At 41.1% G+C, this 20,533-nt stretch carries 20 protein-coding genes and 1 tRNA gene; 9 read left to right on the top strand and 12 right to left on the bottom strand.

Annotated features, from left to right (window positions below):
- The 3 genes from AC59IL_RS21680 to AC59IL_RS21690 form a co-directional block, all read right to left on the bottom strand.
- Nucleotides 1-231: a DUF3820 family protein gene (locus AC59IL_RS21680; protein WP_496554291.1), complete on the bottom strand. Its 231-nt coding sequence runs from the start codon at nt 229-231 to the stop codon at nt 1-3.
- 11 nt (nt 232-242) lie between these two features.
- On the bottom strand, nt 243-974 hold the full coding sequence (locus AC59IL_RS21685; RefSeq protein ID WP_496554292.1) for a tetratricopeptide repeat protein: 732 nt from the start codon (nt 972-974) through the stop codon (nt 243-245).
- A 174-nt stretch (nt 975-1,148) separates the two neighbouring features.
- Nucleotides 1,149-1,721, bottom strand: coding sequence for an RNA polymerase sigma factor (locus AC59IL_RS21690; protein WP_496554293.1), 573 nt, complete (start codon nt 1,719-1,721; stop codon nt 1,149-1,151).
- Between the two features lie 256 nt (nt 1,722-1,977).
- Between AC59IL_RS21690 and AC59IL_RS21695 the strand changes: the two genes are divergently transcribed.
- The 3 genes from AC59IL_RS21695 to AC59IL_RS21705 all read left to right on the top strand — a co-directional run bounded on the left by AC59IL_RS21695 (nt 1,978) and on the right by AC59IL_RS21705 (nt 7,785).
- Complete coding sequence (locus tag AC59IL_RS21695; protein WP_496554294.1) at nt 1,978-2,940, top strand: hypothetical protein; 963 nt, start codon at nt 1,978-1,980, stop codon at nt 2,938-2,940.
- A 95-nt stretch (nt 2,941-3,035) separates the two neighbouring features.
- A complete protein-coding gene (locus tag AC59IL_RS21700) occupies nt 3,036-5,024 on the top strand; it encodes a PKD domain-containing protein (protein ID WP_496554295.1) in 1,989 nt (662 codons plus the stop codon).
- 55 nt (nt 5,025-5,079) lie between these two features.
- Nucleotides 5,080-7,785 carry a CHAT domain-containing protein gene (locus tag AC59IL_RS21705; RefSeq protein WP_496554296.1) on the top strand — a complete coding sequence of 902 codons (2,706 nt, stop codon included), beginning with the start codon at nt 5,080-5,082 and terminating at the stop codon, nt 7,783-7,785.
- 386 nt (nt 7,786-8,171) lie between these two features.
- Here the strand turns inward: AC59IL_RS21705 and AC59IL_RS21710 are convergent, their stop codons facing one another.
- Genes AC59IL_RS21710 through AC59IL_RS21720 form a run of 3 tightly spaced genes read right to left on the bottom strand, consistent with a single transcriptional unit; the run spans nt 8,172 to nt 10,431 of the window.
- Nucleotides 8,172-8,825, bottom strand: coding sequence for a DUF7832 domain-containing protein (locus tag AC59IL_RS21710; RefSeq protein WP_496554297.1), 654 nt, complete (start codon nt 8,823-8,825; stop codon nt 8,172-8,174).
- 35 nt (nt 8,826-8,860) lie between these two features.
- Nucleotides 8,861-9,292, bottom strand: coding sequence for a DUF2147 domain-containing protein (locus AC59IL_RS21715; protein WP_496554298.1), 432 nt, complete (start codon nt 9,290-9,292; stop codon nt 8,861-8,863).
- Nucleotides 9,293-9,318: 26 nt separating this feature from the next.
- Nucleotides 9,319-10,431, bottom strand: a complete 1,113-nt coding sequence (locus AC59IL_RS21720) for a serine hydrolase domain-containing protein (RefSeq protein ID WP_496554299.1) — start codon at nt 10,429-10,431, stop codon at nt 9,319-9,321.
- A gap of 167 nt (nt 10,432-10,598) precedes the next feature.
- Here AC59IL_RS21720 and AC59IL_RS21725 point away from each other — a divergent pair, with 167 nt between their 5' ends.
- The 5 genes from AC59IL_RS21725 to AC59IL_RS21745 all read left to right on the top strand — a co-directional run bounded on the left by AC59IL_RS21725 (nt 10,599) and on the right by AC59IL_RS21745 (nt 14,922).
- Nucleotides 10,599-11,084 (top strand): GNAT family N-acetyltransferase, encoded by a 486-nt coding sequence (locus AC59IL_RS21725; RefSeq protein WP_496554300.1) that lies wholly within the window; start codon nt 10,599-10,601, stop codon nt 11,082-11,084.
- Between the two features lie 117 nt (nt 11,085-11,201).
- Nucleotides 11,202-11,756: an RNA polymerase sigma-70 factor gene (locus tag AC59IL_RS21730; RefSeq protein ID WP_496554301.1), complete on the top strand. Its 555-nt coding sequence runs from the start codon at nt 11,202-11,204 to the stop codon at nt 11,754-11,756.
- A 21-nt stretch (nt 11,757-11,777) separates the two neighbouring features.
- On the top strand, nt 11,778-12,782 hold the full coding sequence (locus tag AC59IL_RS21735) for a FecR domain-containing protein (protein WP_496554302.1): 1,005 nt from the start codon (nt 11,778-11,780) through the stop codon (nt 12,780-12,782).
- On the top strand, nt 12,763-14,046 hold the full coding sequence (locus AC59IL_RS21740; RefSeq protein ID WP_496554303.1) for a hypothetical protein: 1,284 nt from the start codon (nt 12,763-12,765) through the stop codon (nt 14,044-14,046). The genes AC59IL_RS21735 and AC59IL_RS21740 overlap by 20 nt, the downstream gene beginning before the upstream one ends.
- A 102-nt stretch (nt 14,047-14,148) precedes the next feature.
- A complete protein-coding gene (locus AC59IL_RS21745) occupies nt 14,149-14,922 on the top strand; it encodes a class I SAM-dependent methyltransferase (protein ID WP_496554304.1) in 774 nt (257 codons plus the stop codon).
- A 92-nt stretch (nt 14,923-15,014) separates the two neighbouring features.
- Here the strand turns inward: AC59IL_RS21745 and AC59IL_RS21750 are convergent, their stop codons facing one another.
- From AC59IL_RS21750 to AC59IL_RS21765, 4 genes are all read right to left on the bottom strand, one after another.
- Complete coding sequence (locus tag AC59IL_RS21750) at nt 15,015-16,094, bottom strand: fatty acid desaturase family protein (protein ID WP_496554305.1); 1,080 nt, start codon at nt 16,092-16,094, stop codon at nt 15,015-15,017.
- A 286-nt stretch (nt 16,095-16,380) separates the two neighbouring features.
- Nucleotides 16,381-16,659 carry a GIY-YIG nuclease family protein gene (locus tag AC59IL_RS21755; protein ID WP_496554306.1) on the bottom strand — a complete coding sequence of 93 codons (279 nt, stop codon included), beginning with the start codon at nt 16,657-16,659 and terminating at the stop codon, nt 16,381-16,383.
- A 44-nt stretch (nt 16,660-16,703) separates the two neighbouring features.
- A tRNA-Ser gene (locus AC59IL_RS21760) sits at nt 16,704-16,790 on the bottom strand.
- A 147-nt stretch (nt 16,791-16,937) separates the two neighbouring features.
- Nucleotides 16,938-17,711 (bottom strand): TatD family hydrolase, encoded by a 774-nt coding sequence (locus AC59IL_RS21765; protein ID WP_496554307.1) that lies wholly within the window; start codon nt 17,709-17,711, stop codon nt 16,938-16,940.
- A gap of 106 nt (nt 17,712-17,817) precedes the next feature.
- On the opposite strand from AC59IL_RS21765, the gene AC59IL_RS21770 reads away from it, so the two are divergent.
- Nucleotides 17,818-18,735: a hypothetical protein gene (locus AC59IL_RS21770; protein ID WP_496554308.1), complete on the top strand. Its 918-nt coding sequence runs from the start codon at nt 17,818-17,820 to the stop codon at nt 18,733-18,735.
- Between the two features lie 131 nt (nt 18,736-18,866).
- On the opposite strand, the gene AC59IL_RS21775 is transcribed toward AC59IL_RS21770, so the two are convergent.
- Together AC59IL_RS21775 and AC59IL_RS21780 are read right to left on the bottom strand one after the other, a co-directional pair.
- Nucleotides 18,867-19,508 (bottom strand): polysaccharide deacetylase family protein, encoded by a 642-nt coding sequence (locus AC59IL_RS21775; RefSeq protein ID WP_496554309.1) that lies wholly within the window; start codon nt 19,506-19,508, stop codon nt 18,867-18,869.
- A 33-nt stretch (nt 19,509-19,541) separates the two neighbouring features.
- Complete coding sequence (locus AC59IL_RS21780; RefSeq protein WP_496554310.1) at nt 19,542-20,477, bottom strand: ARPP-1 family domain-containing protein; 936 nt, start codon at nt 20,475-20,477, stop codon at nt 19,542-19,544.
- Nucleotides 20,478-20,533 lie beyond the last annotated feature (56 nt).

Here is a 20,533-nt window from a genome sequence, read left to right on the forward strand (position 1 = left end):
CTACCTTTTCTTCAGTGGCTCCAATAAATAAGCAAGTCCATTTAGTTTTATTTCATATATCGTTTCGAGCAATATACCCAGCTTACCATTCGGGAACCCTTTCTTTTTAAACCATTCGAGATAAGAAACCGGCAAATCACATAGTATCGTATCCTTATACTTTCCGAAAGGCATTTTCATGATTACCAGTTGTTGTAATATTTCAGGATTGGGGCCTTCGCCGTATGTCATTTTTCGTTGAATTATAACTTATGTAACAATTCCTGTGCCTTGTTATAATTATTGGCATCAGCAGGAATTTTTTGCAACCATTCAGCACAAGCCGTTTTATTTTTTTCTTTCAAATAACCCAATGCCTGGTAATACGCAGCATCGAATTTAAAAGCCGATTGACCCGCATATAAGATATTGAAGATTTCTCTTGCTTCTGATAACCGGTCGGTTTGCAGTAAAGCAACCCCATAATAAAAACCGGCAAAGCTGTTGGCAGTATCCTGCTGCCTTACCTGTTGCAATAAAGAAGCTGCGGCAGTAAAATCTTTTTTATTAAATGCATCAACGGCCTGTTCCAATAAATTATCAGTAGTACCTCCGCGTTCAGCCGGCGCCACCATAGTAGTTTCGGCAAACTCTTTAAACACATTTTGCTTCCAGGGTTGCCAGATAAACACCACTGCAATCAGAATAGCGGCTGCAGCTGCAATAGCACGCATATACCGTTTAAATGAAATTACTTTTGCCGGTGTTGAACTTTTCTCAAAGAATTCACCACGCAGCGACTGCAATGTGTGCTGCAGCTGATCGCGCTGCTCATCGGCGCCAAATTGCTGTTGCAACGAGGCGTGTACTTCGTGGTATAAAGCCAGTTGCCTGCGCAGTGCTTCATCCGAAGCCAATGCTGTTTCGAAAGCCGCCTGTTCATCGGTGGTCATTTCTCCTTCAGCATACCGGGCGATATCGTTGAACGTAGTCATAATCTTTTAAAGCTGAACGCTAAACGCCAAACGCTGAACGCTGTACCCTCGTTCATAAAACCCTCTGCCTTTTCCGTTAAGCATTATGCGTTGCGCCTTGTGCATTTTGCGTTCGGCATTATGCGTTTTGCATTTTGCGTTAAGCATTATGCGTTGCGCGTTACGCATTTTGCGTTAGGCGTTTTGCATTTTTGAATGAATCATTTTTGTTAAAGCAGCCATGCATTCGCTTTTCTTTTTACGCAGGTATCCGTACGTAACCTTTAATTGCTCTGCAATGAGCGACTGATCTTCACCGCTCATACACTTTTTAATGATCTCTTTGCAGGTGTCGCCCAGTTTTTCAAAGCATTGCAAAAAAAGCTGCATTCTTTGATCGTTTTGTTTCATTTGTTCGGCCAAAGCAAATACATCTTCTCCTATAGATACTTCGTCGGCGTCTTTTGTTACCGGCTGCCGCCCTCTTTTTTTTAAAATATTTAACCATTTTCTTTTACAAACCAGTAAAAGAAAGGGTTCAAAGGGGCAAGTAAGCTGCAGCTCCTTGTCTTTTGCCTGATGATATATATCTATAAGCGCTTCCTGAAAAACATCGGCGGCATCATCTTCATTACCACTGTTGGCAATAATATAATGTTTGATTTTACCGGCATACTTAGAATAGATTTCCCGTACAACCACTACATCATTTTGCAGCAGGGCGGTAATATAACGCTGATCGGTATGAATAATAGTAGCGATATGCAATAGTTATAAGTGAATGATTTCCACACCTCAATGGTCCCGGTTTCGCTACCAAATATATTAATTGAAGATAACATTTCTGCGAAAAGATTGCCACGGATATCGTTGCCGGCGCAACGAAGGCTAAGGCCTCTTAAAAAAAATCTGCGGCAGGGGGGTAACAAAAAATCAATGCGGTTGATATACTCCTGAAACGACTAAGGGCGGATGCCGAAAAGCCCCAAAAGAGTAGGCGCCATATCAAATAAAACTGTTTATTATGAACCGCAAATTATTATCAGCCGCAATATTGGCTACAGCAATTGTAAGTGCAACAGCCTGTAAAAAAGACAAAAGCACTCCGGATTACGCAAAGGCCGATGATTTTATGGCCTCACATGCCATCAAAGAACAATCCTTTACAGGAAATGCCGGCACCGGGTTTACCATCACTGGTGAAAAAGGAACGAAAGTAACATTTGCTTCCAATGCATTTGTCGATGGTAATGGTAATGTAGTAAGTGGCAATGTAACCGTAACCATGAAAGAAGTATTAAGTAAAAAAGATGTTTTATTCTCGGGTGTAATGACCGAATCGAATGGCCAGTTGCTTGAATCGGGGGGTGAAATTCTTGTGAAAGCTAAAAAAGATGGCGCCGACCTTCAACTCAATCCGGCCCTTCAAAATAAAGGCGCGCAGATAGAAGTTCCCAAAGTGATGAACAACAAAGATTTGGGATTGTTTGTACAGGAAAAAAGACAACAGGGTGGAGCAAACGGCAGCGGCGGCAACGACCAGCCACAAAACCCTTATACATGGGTGCCTGCCCCCTACTATCCATTTGGCAATGGTCCTAACAGCTACTCTTTTTCATTACCCGGCTTTACATGGGTTAACTGCGACCGTTTTTACAGTGATCCCAATCCTAAAACAACGATAACTGTATTGCCTGCTTTTCAGGACAATAACCAGGTAAGTAATCTGCAGGTTATGCTGGTGTTTAAAAATATCACTACAGTAATTACACTTCCTTTCGATAATACTGTACAAAAATTCCAGTCTTATCAAAATTCATTACCAATAGGATCACAAGCCGACCTTGTCATAATGGGAAAAGATAGCGACGGATTCATTCAGTTTGGCACGCAGCCCATCACTATCAGTGCAGGCATGCACATCGATGCACCGATTCATAAGTCAACGCAGGCCGAAGTAGATGCTTTCCTCGCTACCATTAAATAACGGGGCTTATAAATAATCCGTACTCTCCCGGTCGACTTTTGTTGGCCGGGTTTTTTAGATACAATTATTTACATTTATATAATCTTTTGATATTTATGAAATCACACAAACCCCTGTTATGGCCGGCATTTTTGTTATGTATGATCAATGCAGCACATGCGCAGATAAATGATTCGGCCACTGCAGTAATAGATCCGCAAATAGAAAATAACCGGGTGAAGTTTGGTTCAGCATTGCGCCCATTAAAGCAAATAGCCGGCGCACCGGCCTCATATTATTCTTTCTTCTGGGAGTTTGGTGATGGCACTTACAGCTTCGAAAAAGAACCGGTGCATATTTATAAAGATACCGGCGATTATGATGTACGGTTATATGCAACTAACAATTATGATGACGGCAAAAAGCCCAACATGCGTCCCCGGCGGCTTCGGGTAAGCAAACGATCGATGCTGGCCGAAAATAAAACACCTCCGTTTTTTAATGGTGATGGTTCGCTTGAAATTAAATGTAACCAGATGCCCAAACCGGGCGAAGATATGGTGCTGCTGGTAGGTTATCGCAACAAATCGGGCAACAGCGCTTCGGGTCTTAGCGGATCAATTATGTTGTTGTATAACGAAAAACAATTCCGCCAAAATAGTTTCGACATATCGGATGTACGCAGCTACAATCAGGAAAAAGCTATTGGATTCGAAACGATGATGGCATGGATGCCTGAACCGGATATGATAGAAGAACACGAATCGGGCAAACATGGTTTATTTACCGCATCCGGCAATGAGCATGCGCCTGTTGCCGACCGGCGGCAAATGATGCAACGGATAAAACAACAAATGAACAATTTTCGTCAACACAATATCTGGCGGATAAACAATGTGCAACGAGGCGAAGAAAAGTTCATGTTTGTAACCATCAACACACTGCCCGACATGATCAAAGATACCAATGCAGTAGTAACCATTACGGGCTTATTTGTTCCTGATGATCCTTCGATGGCCATGGAAGAATTCAGCCTCGAAATGCAGGTGGTTGCATCGCACGATCCCAACCGTATGATGCTGAAAAATAAAAAACTGAACTATCGCTTTACCAGTCGTAACAGAGAAAATGCATACAAGGTGCAGTTTCAGAATACAGGCAAAGGCCCTGCAAAAAAAGTAGCCATTACTATAACAGTGCCGGGTTTATTAAATACTTCTTCGATAGAAATAGTAGATATGAAACCGGCATGTGCCTGGTGTACTGCTAATTCGGGTACACAAAGTTGTATTGATACCGTGGTTACCAAAGACAGCATACAATTCATCTTCAATAATATTTACCTGCCGGGCACGCAACAGGACGGTGTATCGGATCCTGATTCAACAAAAGGTTTTATAAAATACCGTATTCGTTTTGGAAAAAAGATGCACAAGTTACCATTCGAAAGCCGTGCTGCTATTGTATTCGATAAAAATGAACCGATTTATACCAACCGCTCCAAAGGCAGTTTCAGAAAAGGTTTTTCACCGGGCATTATGATAGGATTCGGTTCTGTACCCGGCAAAATACCGGCCGATATTGCATCGAAAAATTATTCGCTTGGATTTACTGTTTCGGAATATGCCGCATTTCGCAGTTATTTTCAGTGCGAACTATTTCTGCAGTCGTACCGCTCGTTTGAACAATATATTGGCCGGCAGCCGGGAGGCGATACAACGCTTAATGGCGTTACTTATAAAGTGCAATACCGCGACAGCTACCAAAAAGTGAAAATCACTTCCATGGAAATTGTGCCGCTTGAGTTCAGGTATAACCTCAGTTCCTTTGCTGCGGTAGGTGCAGGAGCATTGGTGGCGGCTGAAGTGAGTCGTAATACTACCAATTATATCCGTGCACAGGCAACTAACCCTAATGGTTTACCAGTTACGTTCGAAGGAGAAACAGGTAAACAAAACGAATCGTTTGCCACTTTCAGAGGAGCCCTGTTTGCCGATGCGCAGCTGGGAATAGTAAGAGCAGGTCCTGCTGTTGGTATACGCTTTTTACACTACTTTAATCCATCTTATCAGAACATTATGTTGTATGCGAGCTGGAAGTTTTAAGTTATTTGCGATTGAGGCAGGCTAATTACCTACCTTTATCTAAATCGCTAACCGCATGAACCGCTGCCTGAGCAAGGTAGTTCTATATATTTTCTTCTTTTTAGTTATTGCCGCTTGCCGGGTATATGCATCACCCGACAGCCTTTCACTTCCTTCATCATTATTAAAAAAATTAACAGCACTTAAACAGGAAGACGATCTGGAATACTGGATCTATGAACGCCTCATGTACGTTGAAAAGGATCCGTTTGTACGGGTGAACTTTCTTATGCGCACCCAACAGGAAGCCTGGCGAACTTATAAAACCTATGATGAACGGCTGGCCTGGTTCGACCTGCTCAGCGCACAGGGATATTGCCAGTTGCAAACAGGCAATATCGTTGCTTCGATAAACGCCTATGAAGCAGCGCTGTCTTTTTACGAATCATATCCCCTGCCCGATGCAGATATTATTGAAACGGTTTTAAAACCGCTGGGCAATAATTATACAAGACTGGCCGATTACAATACGGCCTTGTTCATTTACCACAAAACGATGTCGCTGGCGCTCAAAAAAAATTACAGCAACCTTATTGCTTCAACCTATAGCAATATGGCGATATGCGCGAGCTCACAAGGCGATGTAACAGCCGCTTCACAATATTGCAGCGAAGGCATAAAGCATGTTTCGCATCAAACTTCATTATACGGATTATTGCTCAGCACACTGGCCGATATACTGGCAGCGCAGAACAGGTTCGATACAGCTGCAGTGGTATGTAATCAGTCGTTAAAAAAATTACAGCAGTATAAAAACGAAGATGCGGCCTTATACTGGTATACATCGGCTTTGCAGGTGGCAGCTAAAATTGCCATGAAGCAGCAAAAATCCCAACAGGCTGCCGGCTATGCCCAACAGGCCTTAAAGATCTTTAACACTCATTTTCCCGATTCGCGCCAGCGCGAAAAAGCCAAAGTACATGTGTTGCTGGGTGATATTTATAATCAAACCCAACAGGCACGTCAGTCGCTTGCGTATTATCAGCAGGCATTACAAATTCTGATGCCCGGCTTTAAACCGGTTGATTTCAGCATAGTACCGGCCAACAATTTATTATACAGCGAAAATACCCTCACCGATGCGTTGTGTGGTAAAGCAGCGGCGCTGCAGCTATTGCATCAGCCCCAACAGGCGCTCGAACATTATATAACTGCTTTTAATGCCGAAGCCAAACGCAGAAAAGAGTTCTTTTATGCAGAATCAAAGCTCCAGGAATTACAGGAAAGTCGTTCACGGGTTGAAGCAGCTATAAAACTGGCATACAACCTGTGGATCGTTTCTAACAATAAAATATATCTCGATGAATTATTGCTGATCACCGAAATGTCGCGCGCCCAGGTATTAATGGATGAACGCCGGTCGAAGATGGAAGCCGCAGGCGCTTCAACAACCGATCCGGTTTTCAAAAAAACAAAGCAACTTCAACAGGCCATCATATACTACCAGCATGAACTGGTTACTGCAAACGACAAAAAAAATATTTCAACGCTGTTGCAGCAAACCGAATACGAACTGTCGTTATTGCAAAAACAAATGAAACAGCAGGCAAACATACTTACCGTGCAACAACTGAATAGTATGTTTTCCGTTATTCCTTCACATGTAACCATGCTCGAATTTTTCGCCGGGTACGATAGCAGTTTCATAATTGAATTAGATAGTAAGGGCATTCAATCGGTACACCTCATTAATCAAAGCGACACCCTGCACAAAGGAATAGCAACATTCATGCATCACTGGTTTGCCAATGGGCCATCGGCTATGATGAACGAACCTCGCCCTTTTTTCAATGAATGTTATGGTATATACCAGGCCCTTTTTAAAAACAGGGTTTGGAAAAAAGATCGCCATTATATTTTACTGCCCGACGGTATGTTTAATTATTTACCATTCGATGCATTGCTTACCAGCCCCGGCTATCGCAATGATTTCAAAGAATGGCCTTATCTTTTTAAACAGGCAACTTTATCGCAGGCCTATTCGCTGGGCACCTGGGTTGAGCAACAATCAGCCAATTACCCCATACAAACCTTCACCGGTTTTTTTGTATCAAAAGGAAAAAACGCCAACCAGGTTGCCTTAGCCATACAGGATGAATATGAAGCCCTGCAAAAAAAGGTGAGCGGACGATTTTATACCAATACACAGGCAACATGGAATGTGTTTAATACAACAACCGATTCAACCGGTATTTTGCATATCAGCACCCACGCCGTTTCTTCTGCCTCTGACTCATTCCCTTATCTGCAACTGTACGACAAACCATTTTATTTATTCGACCTGCGGTATAAACACTTTGCGCCTTCCCTGGTGGTGCTCAGCGCCTGTAAAACAGCCGATGGATTATTACTTGAAGGAGAAGGATTGAATAGCATAAGCCGCGGATTTACGGCAGCAGGTGCAGGTGGCGTTATTTCAGGTTTATGGAATGTAAATGATAAAACAGCCATTGCATTGCTGCAGCTTTTTTATAACCAGTTGCAACAAAAGGGCGATGTGGCCATCGCATTGCATAACGCCAAACAAACATGGATACAACAAAAACAGGAAAATGCCATGTTGTATTTGCCGTATTATTGGGCAGGATTTATATATAGCGGCCATTTACAGCAGGTGCAGGTGCCTGTAATCAAATCAAACAAATTATACTACTGGTTAACGGCCCTGTTACTAATTCCCGGTTTATTATATTTTTTATTAAGAAAGAAACGCCGGCAATAAGATCTCCCGGAGGGCATCATGCACAAAATTGTCTGCAGATCAGTCAGGACGCGGGTTTTGCAAATATTCAGCAGCGTTAGGCATAATAAAATCATCGAAATGTTGGTTATGGCATATGAGCAGGGCACTGTACTTTTACATCATCAAACAACGGAGTAGCAGAGGCGAAAGAAAAAGAAGGGAAAGGCTACAAAAACAGAAGCAAAGCTTCACCGCCCGGCGCTAAAGCCTCAGGGCGATACAACAAAGATCTTACGTTTTTTTTCATATGGCAAGCAATCGTTAGAGGTCAGCTGTTTCTACAGTGGACCTTTTTTTATTTTATACCGGGTTTATATTTTCCCGCGGGTTGAAGCCTCCTGTTCTTCCGGCGCTGAAGAACCGGCCTATTGGGTCCAGGCTGCATATCTTTCGTTAATAACCTTTGTTAGTTTTTCGTAATTCTCCCAGGTATCTGCAATATGATAAATCGAGGGAAGATTTTGCCCAAGCGTTTGTTCATAATCGATCAAATACCTGCCATTATTAAATTCAAAATATGCCATGGCAAACCGGTTACCGGTTATGTTTAAGTCTTCGAGCATTAAAACGCCGTCGCAACAACGTTTAAATATTTGTGGGCCGGTGAATTTATGTTGTCTGAATTGCTCTATTTCTTCGTTGAGTTCGCTTTTAAATCTTTCGCTTACAAGGTCATTATCCATACACCAGCCCAGGAACATGCCGGTATGCACATACCCCTGAAAAGCCTCCAGCTCATCGGGAAAATCGCCCGAATAATGCCACTTGGCCTTATCATATACATCCAGGGTATTTTCGGGGCTTTCATGAAATTCACTTACCCTAAAACCTTCTTTTATCTTCTCCTCAACCAGTTCATTTTGCTTCGCTGCTGCCGATGTATGATCTTCAAAATTCAGCCATTCTTTTTCTATCCATTCGTACATAACGCCCTGCACTATTTCAACTCCGTTATGTTCAACTGTGGCCCTGAAATGGTGCACCTTATCATTTTCTGTTTTGGAAAGATAAATGGTCATAATATAGTTTTATATAACACGCTCCACATGGGTTATTAGTTCGCCCTCGTCCAAACTTCGGTTCTGCCAATCCAGCTAAAGCCAATGTAGCCTCTTAGCTTTAATTTATTTTTATTTACCAGCGTAATAATACAACTGTATGTTTTTCCATTATCGGGATCATATACAGTGCCGTTTTTCCACTCATCGCTGCCGTTGAAGGTAAAGTCTTTTAGAATTACAAGGCCTAACAACAGATCTTTCCTTCGGGCTTTATCAGGATTGTTCACATCGAACTGCTCCTGGCGTGTTCCGCTTTTAATTTTACCGAAATATTTAGTACCGGTTTTGTAAATAGAAATTTGTCCGCTTTTATCAGCCGTTAACCAGGTACCGGTTATATCATCTGTTGAGAATGATTGCGCTTTACCATCGATCATCAAAAAGCCCAGGATTGCAATCAACAAAAAATGCTTACCGTAGTTCATATGTACAGGAAAGTTTAAATAATAATTCATTGCACAGCTTCATCAACAAGTTTTTTTATAGCTGTATAGCGTTCATGCCGGCCGTTTACTTTCAGGTTAAAAGCCATTAAAAAGGCAGCGTATCTTTTTTCGTTATCAATCCAGGGAAAACTACCAAACAAACCGGGGCTGCACACGGCTTTGTTTTCATTGCCGGCTGCTGCTGCATTCTCCATTACCCATTCCCCATATCCATAACCGAAGTTTCCGGCTTCTGCAGGAGAATATGCCACTTTTACATCCTTTGTAACCTGGTTTGCTTCCATTGTCGCAACGCTGCTTTCACTCAATATACGACGACCGTTATAAACGCCCTTGTTCAAAATCATTATCAAAAAGTTAATGTAGTCATCGGGTGTGCTGCTCGCTCCTCCTGCAGGCAAGGCTACCGGCCCTTTACCAAAATCGGTATTTTTCATATTGAGCGGTGCGGCTATTCGCCCGGCAAACAACGTTTCAAAACTTTTGCCGCTGATCTTTTCAATAACCGCCCCTGCAATTTGCAATCCTGCATTACTGTAATGAAATACTTTTCCGGGTTCGCCTTCCATGGGAAACGCGGCGATTTTTTCAATAGTCTCATCCATGCTGCGGGCGCTTCTCAACTCATTAATACTTTGTTTTAACGGAGGCTCATTTATACCAGTTAAATGAGCAAGACACTGGCTGATGGTAATTTTTCCTTTGCCGTGTGTTGAAAGTACCGGCAGGTACATGCCCACGGTATCGGTCAATTTAATTTTTCCTTCGTCTACAAAAGTCATCACCAGCGCCGCACTGAGCCACTTGCTGCAGCTGGCAATAGATTGCCGGGTTGATGAAGTATAATCCTGCAGGTTAGGTTCCTTACCCGTTCTTTTTGCTACAAACCGGCCTGCGGCTTTTTGCCGGCGGTTCATATCATTAACAGCATAGCTGTGTACAATTTTTCCATCTTTATACACTATCAAAAAAACACGACCACCCAGAGTGGTTGCATTATCGTCGACCCAGTTGTCTACTTTTGTAAAATTGAATTGTGCCCTGCCAATGGTAGTTATACCAGTAAAAATACACAGCGCAAAAAGCCTGATAAAATATGAATTGACTGCCTGTTTCATGATATGTTCAGCTTTATTTATATAACGAATAACAAAATATAAAAAGTTTGCAATAAGTAGTAACTCTGATTTCGCCCATTAAGGATAGTTTAATGCCCATTTTCCTTCTTATAATTATTTAGTGAATTACTTTTGTGGGCCAATAATTGAATCCGGGGAAGTATCATATGCCTGAAGTAAGAAAAGCAATACCGGCAGACCGCGACAAAATATGGGTGATTTTACAGGAAATCATTCAGCAGGGCGATGTTTTTGCCTATCCTGAAAATTCATCAAAGCAACAAATGCTTGCTTACTGGTGTCATCCCGATAAGCATACCTATGTTGCCCTGGAACAAGGTGAAATTGCCGGCACTTTTTTTATTCAGAATAATCAGCCGGGGCTGGGTTCACATGTAGCCAATGCCGGTTATGCGGTTGCCTCAAAAATGGCAGGTCGTGGAATAGGAAAATTTATGGGAGAATTTTCTTTAGAGGAGGCCAAAAAACTGGGTTATAGCGCTATGCAATTCAACCTTGTTGTAAAATCGAATGAAAAAGCAGTAGCACTTTGGAAAAAAATCGGATTTGAAATAATCGGCGAAATACCCGACGCATTTAAACACACGAAAAACGGGTTAACGAATGCTTATATCATGTATCGCAAATTATGACCTCACCTTAGTCCCTCTCCTTGAGGAGAGGGATTTAGGGTGAGGTGGTGAGATATAAGGGTATTTGACTGTTCGCGTGTAATACATATAATTTTTGAAAAGGGGCACTTATAGCGGTTGGATTTACAGGATGGCATAATAAACGATGAACAAAGGCTGACGGCAGCCGTACAAGGTTACTTTCAAATGTATTTTGAAGGTTTATATCGTTATGCCTTTACCATACTAAAAAATAACGATGATGCGAAAGACGCCGTGCAATCGGTTTTTGTGAAATTCTGGGAAAAAAGAGCCACCATCGATGAACAGCAATCTGTTCAATCGTATTTATACACATCAGTGTACAATTATTGCCTGAATGTAAAAAGAAAGGAAAAAGTAAGAAATGAATATGTTCAAAACAACCAGCAAACACAGCAAATAAACAGCGATCAGCTGGTGACCCGCGAAAATATTAAAACCATCACCGACGCATTGGAAAGTTTGCCGCCGCAATGCAGACTGATCTTTTTCAAAAGCCGTTTTGAAAAAAAGAAATATGCTGAAATTGCACAGGAGTTAAACCTTTCAGTAAAAACCATAGAAGTGCAGATTGGTAAAGCACTTAAAATATTACGGGAAAAACTTTCCGGAGTGCACATTTTGTTTATTATTCTTTTAACACTATCATAAATTAGTGAACGACCCTATAACATGAACAATAACAGTGATACCGAAATTAACTACGCGCTTATTGGCCGGTACTTATCCGGCGAAGCGTCTCCTGCCGAGGCAATTGAGCTGGAGCAATGGTTATCGGCATCGCCTTACAATCGCGATCAATTTGAACATGTGTGCAAATTATGGGGTGAGCTTTCACAGGACGAACAATACGCATTACCGGATAAAGAAGCATTTTTTCAACAGATTAAAAACAGCGTTCCCGGTAAGCATACGGCCAAAGTTTATACGCTGAAAAAAACAAAATTCTGGTTAAGCATTGCAGCAGGTATTCTGTTTATAACAGGTGCTGCCTTTCTGTTTACTATATTTCTTAAAGATCAAACAAGCCCTGCTGTTGCTGTTATCAGCCGTGCAACACAGCAACAGGTATTGCGCGACACGTTACCCGACGGTACCCTCGCAATTGTAAACAGCCATTCTACATTAACATATCCGGCACAATTCAATAAAAGCGAAAGAAATGTACAACTAAACGGTGAAGCATGGTTTAGTGTAACACCTAATGCTGCCCGGCCCTTCATAATTTCTGTTGGTCCCATACGCGTAAAAGTGATCGGCACCTCTTTTAACATTCGAAAAAACACTTCAACTATTGAAGTAGCTGTAAAAACCGGTGTTGTGCGCATGATAAGCAATACCGACAGTATAACATTACAGGCAGGTAAAAAAGGTATTTATAATACAGGTGCAGGCAGGTTTCTGGTTGAAAATTCTTTCAGGCCAAATGAAATCGGTTATGCCACCCGGATCTTTAATTTTGAAAATGCTTCTTTACAGGAAATTGCAGCACAGCTTGAAAAAGCATATAACATAACGATCATATTCAACAACCACAAATTAAAGAACTGCACACTGAGCAGTTCTTTCGATAATAAATCGGTTGAATACATCTTTGAAGTGCTGGCAATGACGCTAAACATTCAATATAAAATTGAAAATAAAACGGTATATATCAGTGGTAACAGTTGTACGTAGCAGAACAGTGATCGCAACAGGTTTTATTATTTTTCTGATAACAACGGTAATAAAAGGAAACGCACAACAGAACAGCATAAACCTGAATAAACCGGTTGTTGTTCAGTCAACCAATATTCAACTCGATTCGCTGCTGCACCTTATCACCAAACAAACAGGAGCTAAATTTTCTTTGAACAGCCGGAAATTTCCTGCCGGCAGATCAATTCACATAAATCAGCGCAAACAAACTATTGAAGATCTGTTACAAACAATAAAACGAAATACCGGCGTATATTATGCTTTACTCGGCGACCACATTATTCTTTTAGACAATCCTCCGCCAACAAAAAAAAGTGAACCGGTTAACGCAGTAAAAAAATCGCAAACAGTACCGGCCCGGTTGCCGGCAAAAACCACGTCACCACAGGCACGGTTAAACTCCCATAAACCCACCACTGCAAAGCCATTATCAACAGGTAACAGAAGCCAGTCGCCGGTTACCCCGGCTGATATTGCAAACAAAACAACAACAACTGAGCCTGAAACGCCTGCAGGTAAAAATGATATAACACCTGCAGATACCCTTGCCGTTAAGGCAGGTATAGACTCATTAAAAAAACCGGCACCAATTTTAGTTCATAAAGATTCAGCAATAAATAAACCGGTTGCTAAAAGCCGCACCACTGCAGGCAACAGCAACAACCCCGTGGCCAAAAACAAACCAGCCAAAGAAAGAAATTCAATACTCAGCGACCGGTTTGTAAAACCCGGCTTTTCGGCAGATGACGTTTTTTATGTTAGTCCAACACTGCACATAGGCCATCCTTATTTGTATGGTATTGCTTCTTGGAGCACGAATTTTAGAATAAGTGGCTTTCGCTATGGCGCCGGTTTTTCCATTCCTTTTAACGAAGACTGGAAGTTGCATTTACAGTTTACTACAGGCAATTATTCATCCTCAGCAGCAGATACCATTTCCCTCAGCTGGCAGTTTAAAACGAAATTACATAAGGCAGGTATCATTGCAGAAACAAATCTGAATGACCGGTTTACCATTCAGTTTGGTCCTGTTTTGGATATTATGCGATTAACATTTTATCGAAATGGAGAAAAAGCTTCTCCGGCATTTACAGAAGAAAATGCAGATAAAAAATTTACACTCATACGGCCCATTTATACCATCTCGGATAATTATACTCTCAAAAACATCCAAAGCACCAAATTATGGGTAGGATTGCAAGTCAGTGTTTTCTATAATCTGTATTTATTTAAATTGCAATAAGGGTATTTTCATTGTTACGTGTATCAGTAATGCACATGTGCTTTTAACTGTCATTATAACAAGTTAAAACGCACACCTCATTCTTATTTCAAAAATGTAGCAATGATCGCATTACTGAAAACCTCAGAACGTACCAACAATTTTACCTATGCCAACAATTATGTTTACCAGCGACATGTATTTGCTTACCAGTTCATAAAAAATCAGGTAGCCGGCAAACAGGCGCTTGAATTAGGCTGCGGCGAAGGATATGGCATGCAAATACTAAGTGCACATACTAATTCGTACCATGCCGTTGACAAAAAAAAGCCCGATACAGTATCATTTAACGGAAACAGGTCGTTTCAACTATGCAATCTGCCTTCCCTTTCAGGTATTGAAGATAACCGGTTCGATACCATCATCTGTTACCAGGTCATTGAACATATTAAATACGACGGCCGTTTACTTCACGAAATAAAAAGAGTATTGAAACCGGGTGGCACTTTATATTTAACTACTCCGAACAAATTAACGTCATTAACAAGAAATCCGTTTCATATAAGAGAGTACCTCCCATTTGAAATGAAACAACTGGTGGCCGGTTATTTTAATAACTATACGGTACAGGGTATTTATGGCAACGATATTGTAATGAAGTATTACCACGAAAACAAAAAGAACGTTGAGCGCCTCACCCGTTTCGACATATTTAATTTTCAATACCGTTTTCCCGCCTTTTTGCTAAGAAGTATTTACAGTGTTCTGAACAACGTTAACCGTTTTATGATCGCCCGCAAAGCGCCCGATATAACAGCCGGTATCGGTTACGAAGATTTTTATGTGGATGAGGTTTCAAATGAGTGCCTGGATTATTTTGTAACAGCAACAAAATAGATTTAGAAATTTTGAGATTTCTGGATTTTGAGATTTAAAGGCAATCCTAAGTTTAAAGAAATCGAAAAATCACAAAATCCCAAAATCAGAAATTATAGTGCCGGTCTTTTTCCTAATGATTTAATAAAACGGAAATGTGATTTAACGGCGCCATTAAACGATGGGATGCAATTATAGGGCACATTGAATTCGGCGCATTTCAGCCTTACTATTTCGCTCAGTGCCGGGTAATGAATATGGCTGATACGGGGAAAAAGGTGATGCTCAACCTGGTAATTTAAACCGCCCGCAAACCACGAAACGATTTTGTTGCCGGGCGCAAAATTAGAGGTGGTTTTTAGCTGATGTATGGCCCACTCATTTTCGATTAGGGTAGTTTCATTAACAGCAGCAAATTCAAATTCCGTTTCTTCTACCACATGGGCCAGTTGAAATACAATTGCCAGCGTAAAACCTAACCCGATGTGCATACTTAAAAAAAACGTGAGCCATTGCTGCCAGCCGGTGAGCATTATAGGAAGAGCAATATAAAAGAACACATACAACAGCTTACTGATCCAGAAAATAAAATGATCTTTTATTTTCATTGGCTGCAGATCGGTGTTGTGTATTTTCCGCTTGAAGTATTTTTCAAAATCCTGGAACAATATCCATATCATAGAGCTGATGCCATACAATACAGGTGTATAAAGATGTTGAATTTTGTAAATCGGAAACCATGGCTGGGTACTGCACATGCGTATAAACGGACTTTTGGCAATATCATCATCTATGCCATCTACATTAGGATACGTATGATGGATAATATTATGCTTATGCTTCCAGATAAAACTATTGCCGCCTAACGCATTTAGGGTAAGGCCCAACGTATTGTTCACCCAGCTTTTCGAAGAATAGCTACCATGATTTGCATCGTGCATTACATTAAAACCTATACATGCTGATAAAAATCCCAGAAAAGCACTGATTAAAATGTTAGTTATTACCGGAAGTGAAAAGCTAATGATGGTGATATATAGTGCAATGGCTGCTGTAATTAGTATGACCGTTTTTGCATATAATGACAGGGTGCCTGTCTTCTTTAACCCATTTTCCTGAAAGTATTTATCTACGGCCAATTTCAATGACTGAAAGAATATCGGATTTTTATTGTTGAAGACGACTTTTGACATTATCGGGTTTAATTTGAATAACGTGTGAAAGGTACCCTTTATTTTCGGTACTTATTATCAAATAAATGTTATAGAATTGAACTGCACTTTCACCAGGCATTAAGTGTTATATGAATTTTTATGCAAACCGAAGATTTATAAATTAATAATTTATCTACAAAATACATTGATTTTAAGGCTGTTAGCAAGGTAATTAAAAAGATTAATTTTGAGTAATGTCTATGCGGATAAAAAAATGATTTTGTATTAGCCAGGGGAACTTGCATTGGATATCTATGATATTGATTTATTCAGTAAACCATGAATTTCGCCAGGCCTCAATTAACTTTTCTATATACATCCGACTCTTTTGATTTTTGATAACTTTCTCTCTTGTAATTGCTTCACTTCGGGTATACATCATTTCAAAGTACACCAGTCGTAAAGGCCTTTTTGAAGCCGTGTATTTACTAAAGCCATCAAAATGTTTCGACATCCGTTTATCTAAATCATCACATTGACCCACATAAAAAGAAAAGTCCTTCAAACTTTGAAGGACATACACGTAAAATTTTTGCGTTGGCATATTAGCATGATTTTATTAATGCTACTATACGCCTTAATTACCTGCGGAGACTGAGGGATTCGAACCCTCGATACGGTTTCCCGTATACACACTTTCCAGGCGTGCTCCTTCAACCACTCGGACAAGTCTCCTTTTTTTATTTCTTTGTCATTGTCCCTCGATACGGTTTCCCGTTTACACACTTTCTCCCGACGTGTCCGTCCCGACTAAAGTCGGGATTCAACCACTCGGACAAGTCTCCATTTTTTCAGGGGGCAGCAAATTTACATTTTCCCTACTCACTCCCCGAATATTTTTTTCGCATTCGCAGTAGTTATTCTCCCAACCTCTTCAACAGGCATATTTTTTACCTCGGCAATCTTTTCAACCACATATTTTAAATAACTGCTTTCGTTACGTTTGCCCCTGAAAGGCACCGGCGTGAGGTACGGCGCATCGGTTTCCAGCACAATATGGTCGAGCGAAAGTTCTTTTATCACCTCGCGCAAGTGGGTATTTTTATAAGTTACAACGCCCCCGATGCCCAGGTAAAAACCGGCGTCGATAATTTTTTGGGCTTCCTGCAGGGTACCGGTAAAACAATGAAAAATTCCTCCCAGATTACCTTTCTGGTGCTCCTGCACAATTTGAATGCAATCATCCATCGATTCACGGGAATGGATCACAATGGGCAGGTGGTACTGCAAAGCCCATTCAATTTGCCGGTGAAAAGCCTGTTGCTGCTCTTTTACAAAGGTTTTATCCCAATAATAATCAAGACCAATTTCTCCCACTGCTACAAATGCTCTTTTTTTCAGCCATTCATTGACCAGCTCCAGTTCCTTTTCAAAATCTTCTTTTACCGAACAGGGATGCAGGCCCATCATGGCAAAACATTTTCCGGGAAAATCTATTTCGAGCTTCAGCATGGCATCAATTACTTCACTATCTATAGCCGGCAAATAAAATCGTTGAACCCCTTCATTTTCAGCCCGCTGAATCACCTCCTGAATGTCTGCGGTAAAATCCTTTCCGTATAAATGGCAATGAGTATCAATTAATTGTATATTCATAATCAGGCGCAAAATTCTCAAAAAAATTATGATTCTTTTAAACTATTTACTCCGTTGCGCGTCATATCCGCGTTATTAGTTATCATAAATACCCTTAATTTGTTTTATGAAAACTGCTCCCAGCCTGATAACCAGGTTACTGGCTACTTTTATTGTAGTAGTCGTTATTTTTTCGGCCTGTAAAAAGCAGGAAAACTCTGCCGGAGCTTCCGGCCAGGAAGAATTTGCTGCTGCCACAGCCGAAACAGATGCTACGGCTGAATCAATATTTGATGACGGTTTCAATAACGCCATGGGCGTAAATTCCGAAGTGGGTATTGGCGGCACCGGTATTTTCGGCCGTGTGAACGTTAGCGCTGCCGCCGATGGCAGTACCAGCCGGCTCACCGGTGTAGATTCGACTACTTGTTATGTATTGACAATCACTCAATTAAGCACAGCTACCCGCTTTCCGCTGCAAATAACCATCGATTTTGGCGCCGGATGCACCGATCGTTATGGAAGAACCCGCAAAGGAAAAATTATTATAGTATATACCGGCCGGCTCGTAAACCCGGGCAATTCGGCCACGCTTACTTTCGACGGTTATTATATAGATGATATAAAAGTTGAAGGCACGCAAAAAATAACCAACACCGGCACAATCGATAAAAAAAGCTATACCACATTGGTTATCAATGCAAAACTAAGCCAGTCAAATGGTAATGCCTGCGAGTGGAACAGTGAAAAAACCATCAGTCAAACAGATGGAATGCTTACCCCTACCCTGGCAATCGATGATGTTTTTGCCATTACAGGCCAAGCCAGCGGATCGGTTCAGAAAGACGGAAAATACTTTCAATGGTCAACAATTATAACCACCCCACTTGTCAAACGGTACGCCTGCCGGTGGATTTCAAAGGGAACCATTACCCTGGAGAAGGGAAATGCCGCCGTGGCAGTGCTGGATTATGGGCCCGGAACCTGTGATAATAAGGCCATTTTTACAGTAAATAATGTGGATCATGAAATTACTTTGCATTAATCAAAAAAGTTTATACCTTTAAGTCAGTTTTCATAGGGTACGGATTAAAAACGGGCCAGGGTGTCTACCCAGGCCCAACTTTTTTTAAGGACATTCTGTCGCAAAACTCACCTGTGTACAAGGGGTAATTTTTACAGCCGGATAGCTTCGAACCGGTAGCCCAGCTTACTAAAATGTTCAAGTGTTTTTGGCAATGCTTCTTTTAATCGTGGAAAAGCTTTCTCACTATCGTGAAAAACAATTACAGATCCCGGTTGCGCATTTTTAATTACGTTTAGGGAGCAGGTTTCGGCAGTAAGCGCAATATCAAAATCGCCGCTCAGCACATCCCACATAATTATTTTAAAGTTGCTGCTCACCGGTGAATTGCGAATGCCTGTTAATAGTTTTACCTGAAAGCGTGTGATCTTGCCATATGGAGGGCGAAATAAATTCGAATCGATATACTTACCGGCTTCAAGAATATTTTTTAAATATAATTCGTCGGTGACCTTCCAGCCGTTTAAATGATTCAGTGTATGATTGCCAACGCGGTGACCTTCATCAAAAATAGTGCGGTAAATATCAGGATGTTCCGCTACATTTTTTCCAATGCAAAAAAAGGTAGCTTTTGCATTATATTGTTTCAGTGCGTTTAGTACAAACGGAGTTACTACCGGGTGGGGACCATCGTCAAATGTGAGGTACAAAATTTTTTCTTTGACGGGTATGTCCCAAACACAACGCGGATAAAGCTTTTTCAGCCACCAGGGAGTTTTTACAAAATAGAGCATGCGATCGTTTCCTCAATACAAAAATAACTGAAATTACTGTGCGTACCCGGTTATATGCACCACTTTATCGTGGTATTTATAAACCTTACCATTTTTTTTAAGCCAGGCTTCCTGTGTGGTTTCGTCAGTCAATATATTATTCAGATATTCTTTTACTTTTTCATCTTTAATTACAGGTTTATTGCCAAACGTAATAGCCTCTTCAATATAACCATGCAGCAGAGGCGATAACCCGCCGTACAACAAATTATTACCGGCAAATATATCACAGCCAATTACTTTGTCGCCGCTTATACATACAATACCGGTAACGGTGCTATCGCTATTTTTGAATTTGTTATAAAAGTATTGGTAATACGCATCCTGTTCGGGCGTATATTTTTTATCGACCCGGTGGGCCGCATAGGCCAGTGAAGGACTGTTGATACCACTATAATTTAACTGAGATAAAATTTCTTTCCATACAAGCACCTGGTTCTTCGATTGATCCAGTATTTTTCGCAGGGTGGGATTGGCATAGCTATTATAAGCGAATTTCTTTTCTTTTTCACTCCAGCGTCCTTCTTCAACACACATAACCGGAATATATTGATCCGAAGCCGAAGGCGGTAAAATAGTATCTTTTGCAACCATCCTATCCTGCCGGCCACCCATTATAATTTCGCCTGAACCAATAAAAACGTGTTGATCAGAAGTATTATTAATACGTAACCAATGCACATTTTCGGTAGAAGCCGATCCCCGTTCACTCACTTTTACCGATCCTTTTGCAAGCGCCTGGCTTAATGTAATTACACCGGGAACCACTTTGGCCGCACCGCCAAATCCTTTCGGACGAATAGGAATAATTTTTAAATTTTTATATGTCCACGCACTGTCATAATCCACATACAATGTTTGATACGTCAATTGCGCCGGAAGTATCTTATACATTAAAATAAAAAGTACGACAAACAGGGGCTTCGGCATAATATATAAAGTTACAAAGTACAGGATTCAAGGCACAATGTTCAGGGCGCACCGGG

This window comes from Niastella sp. sgz303648 (assembly GCF_059587045.1).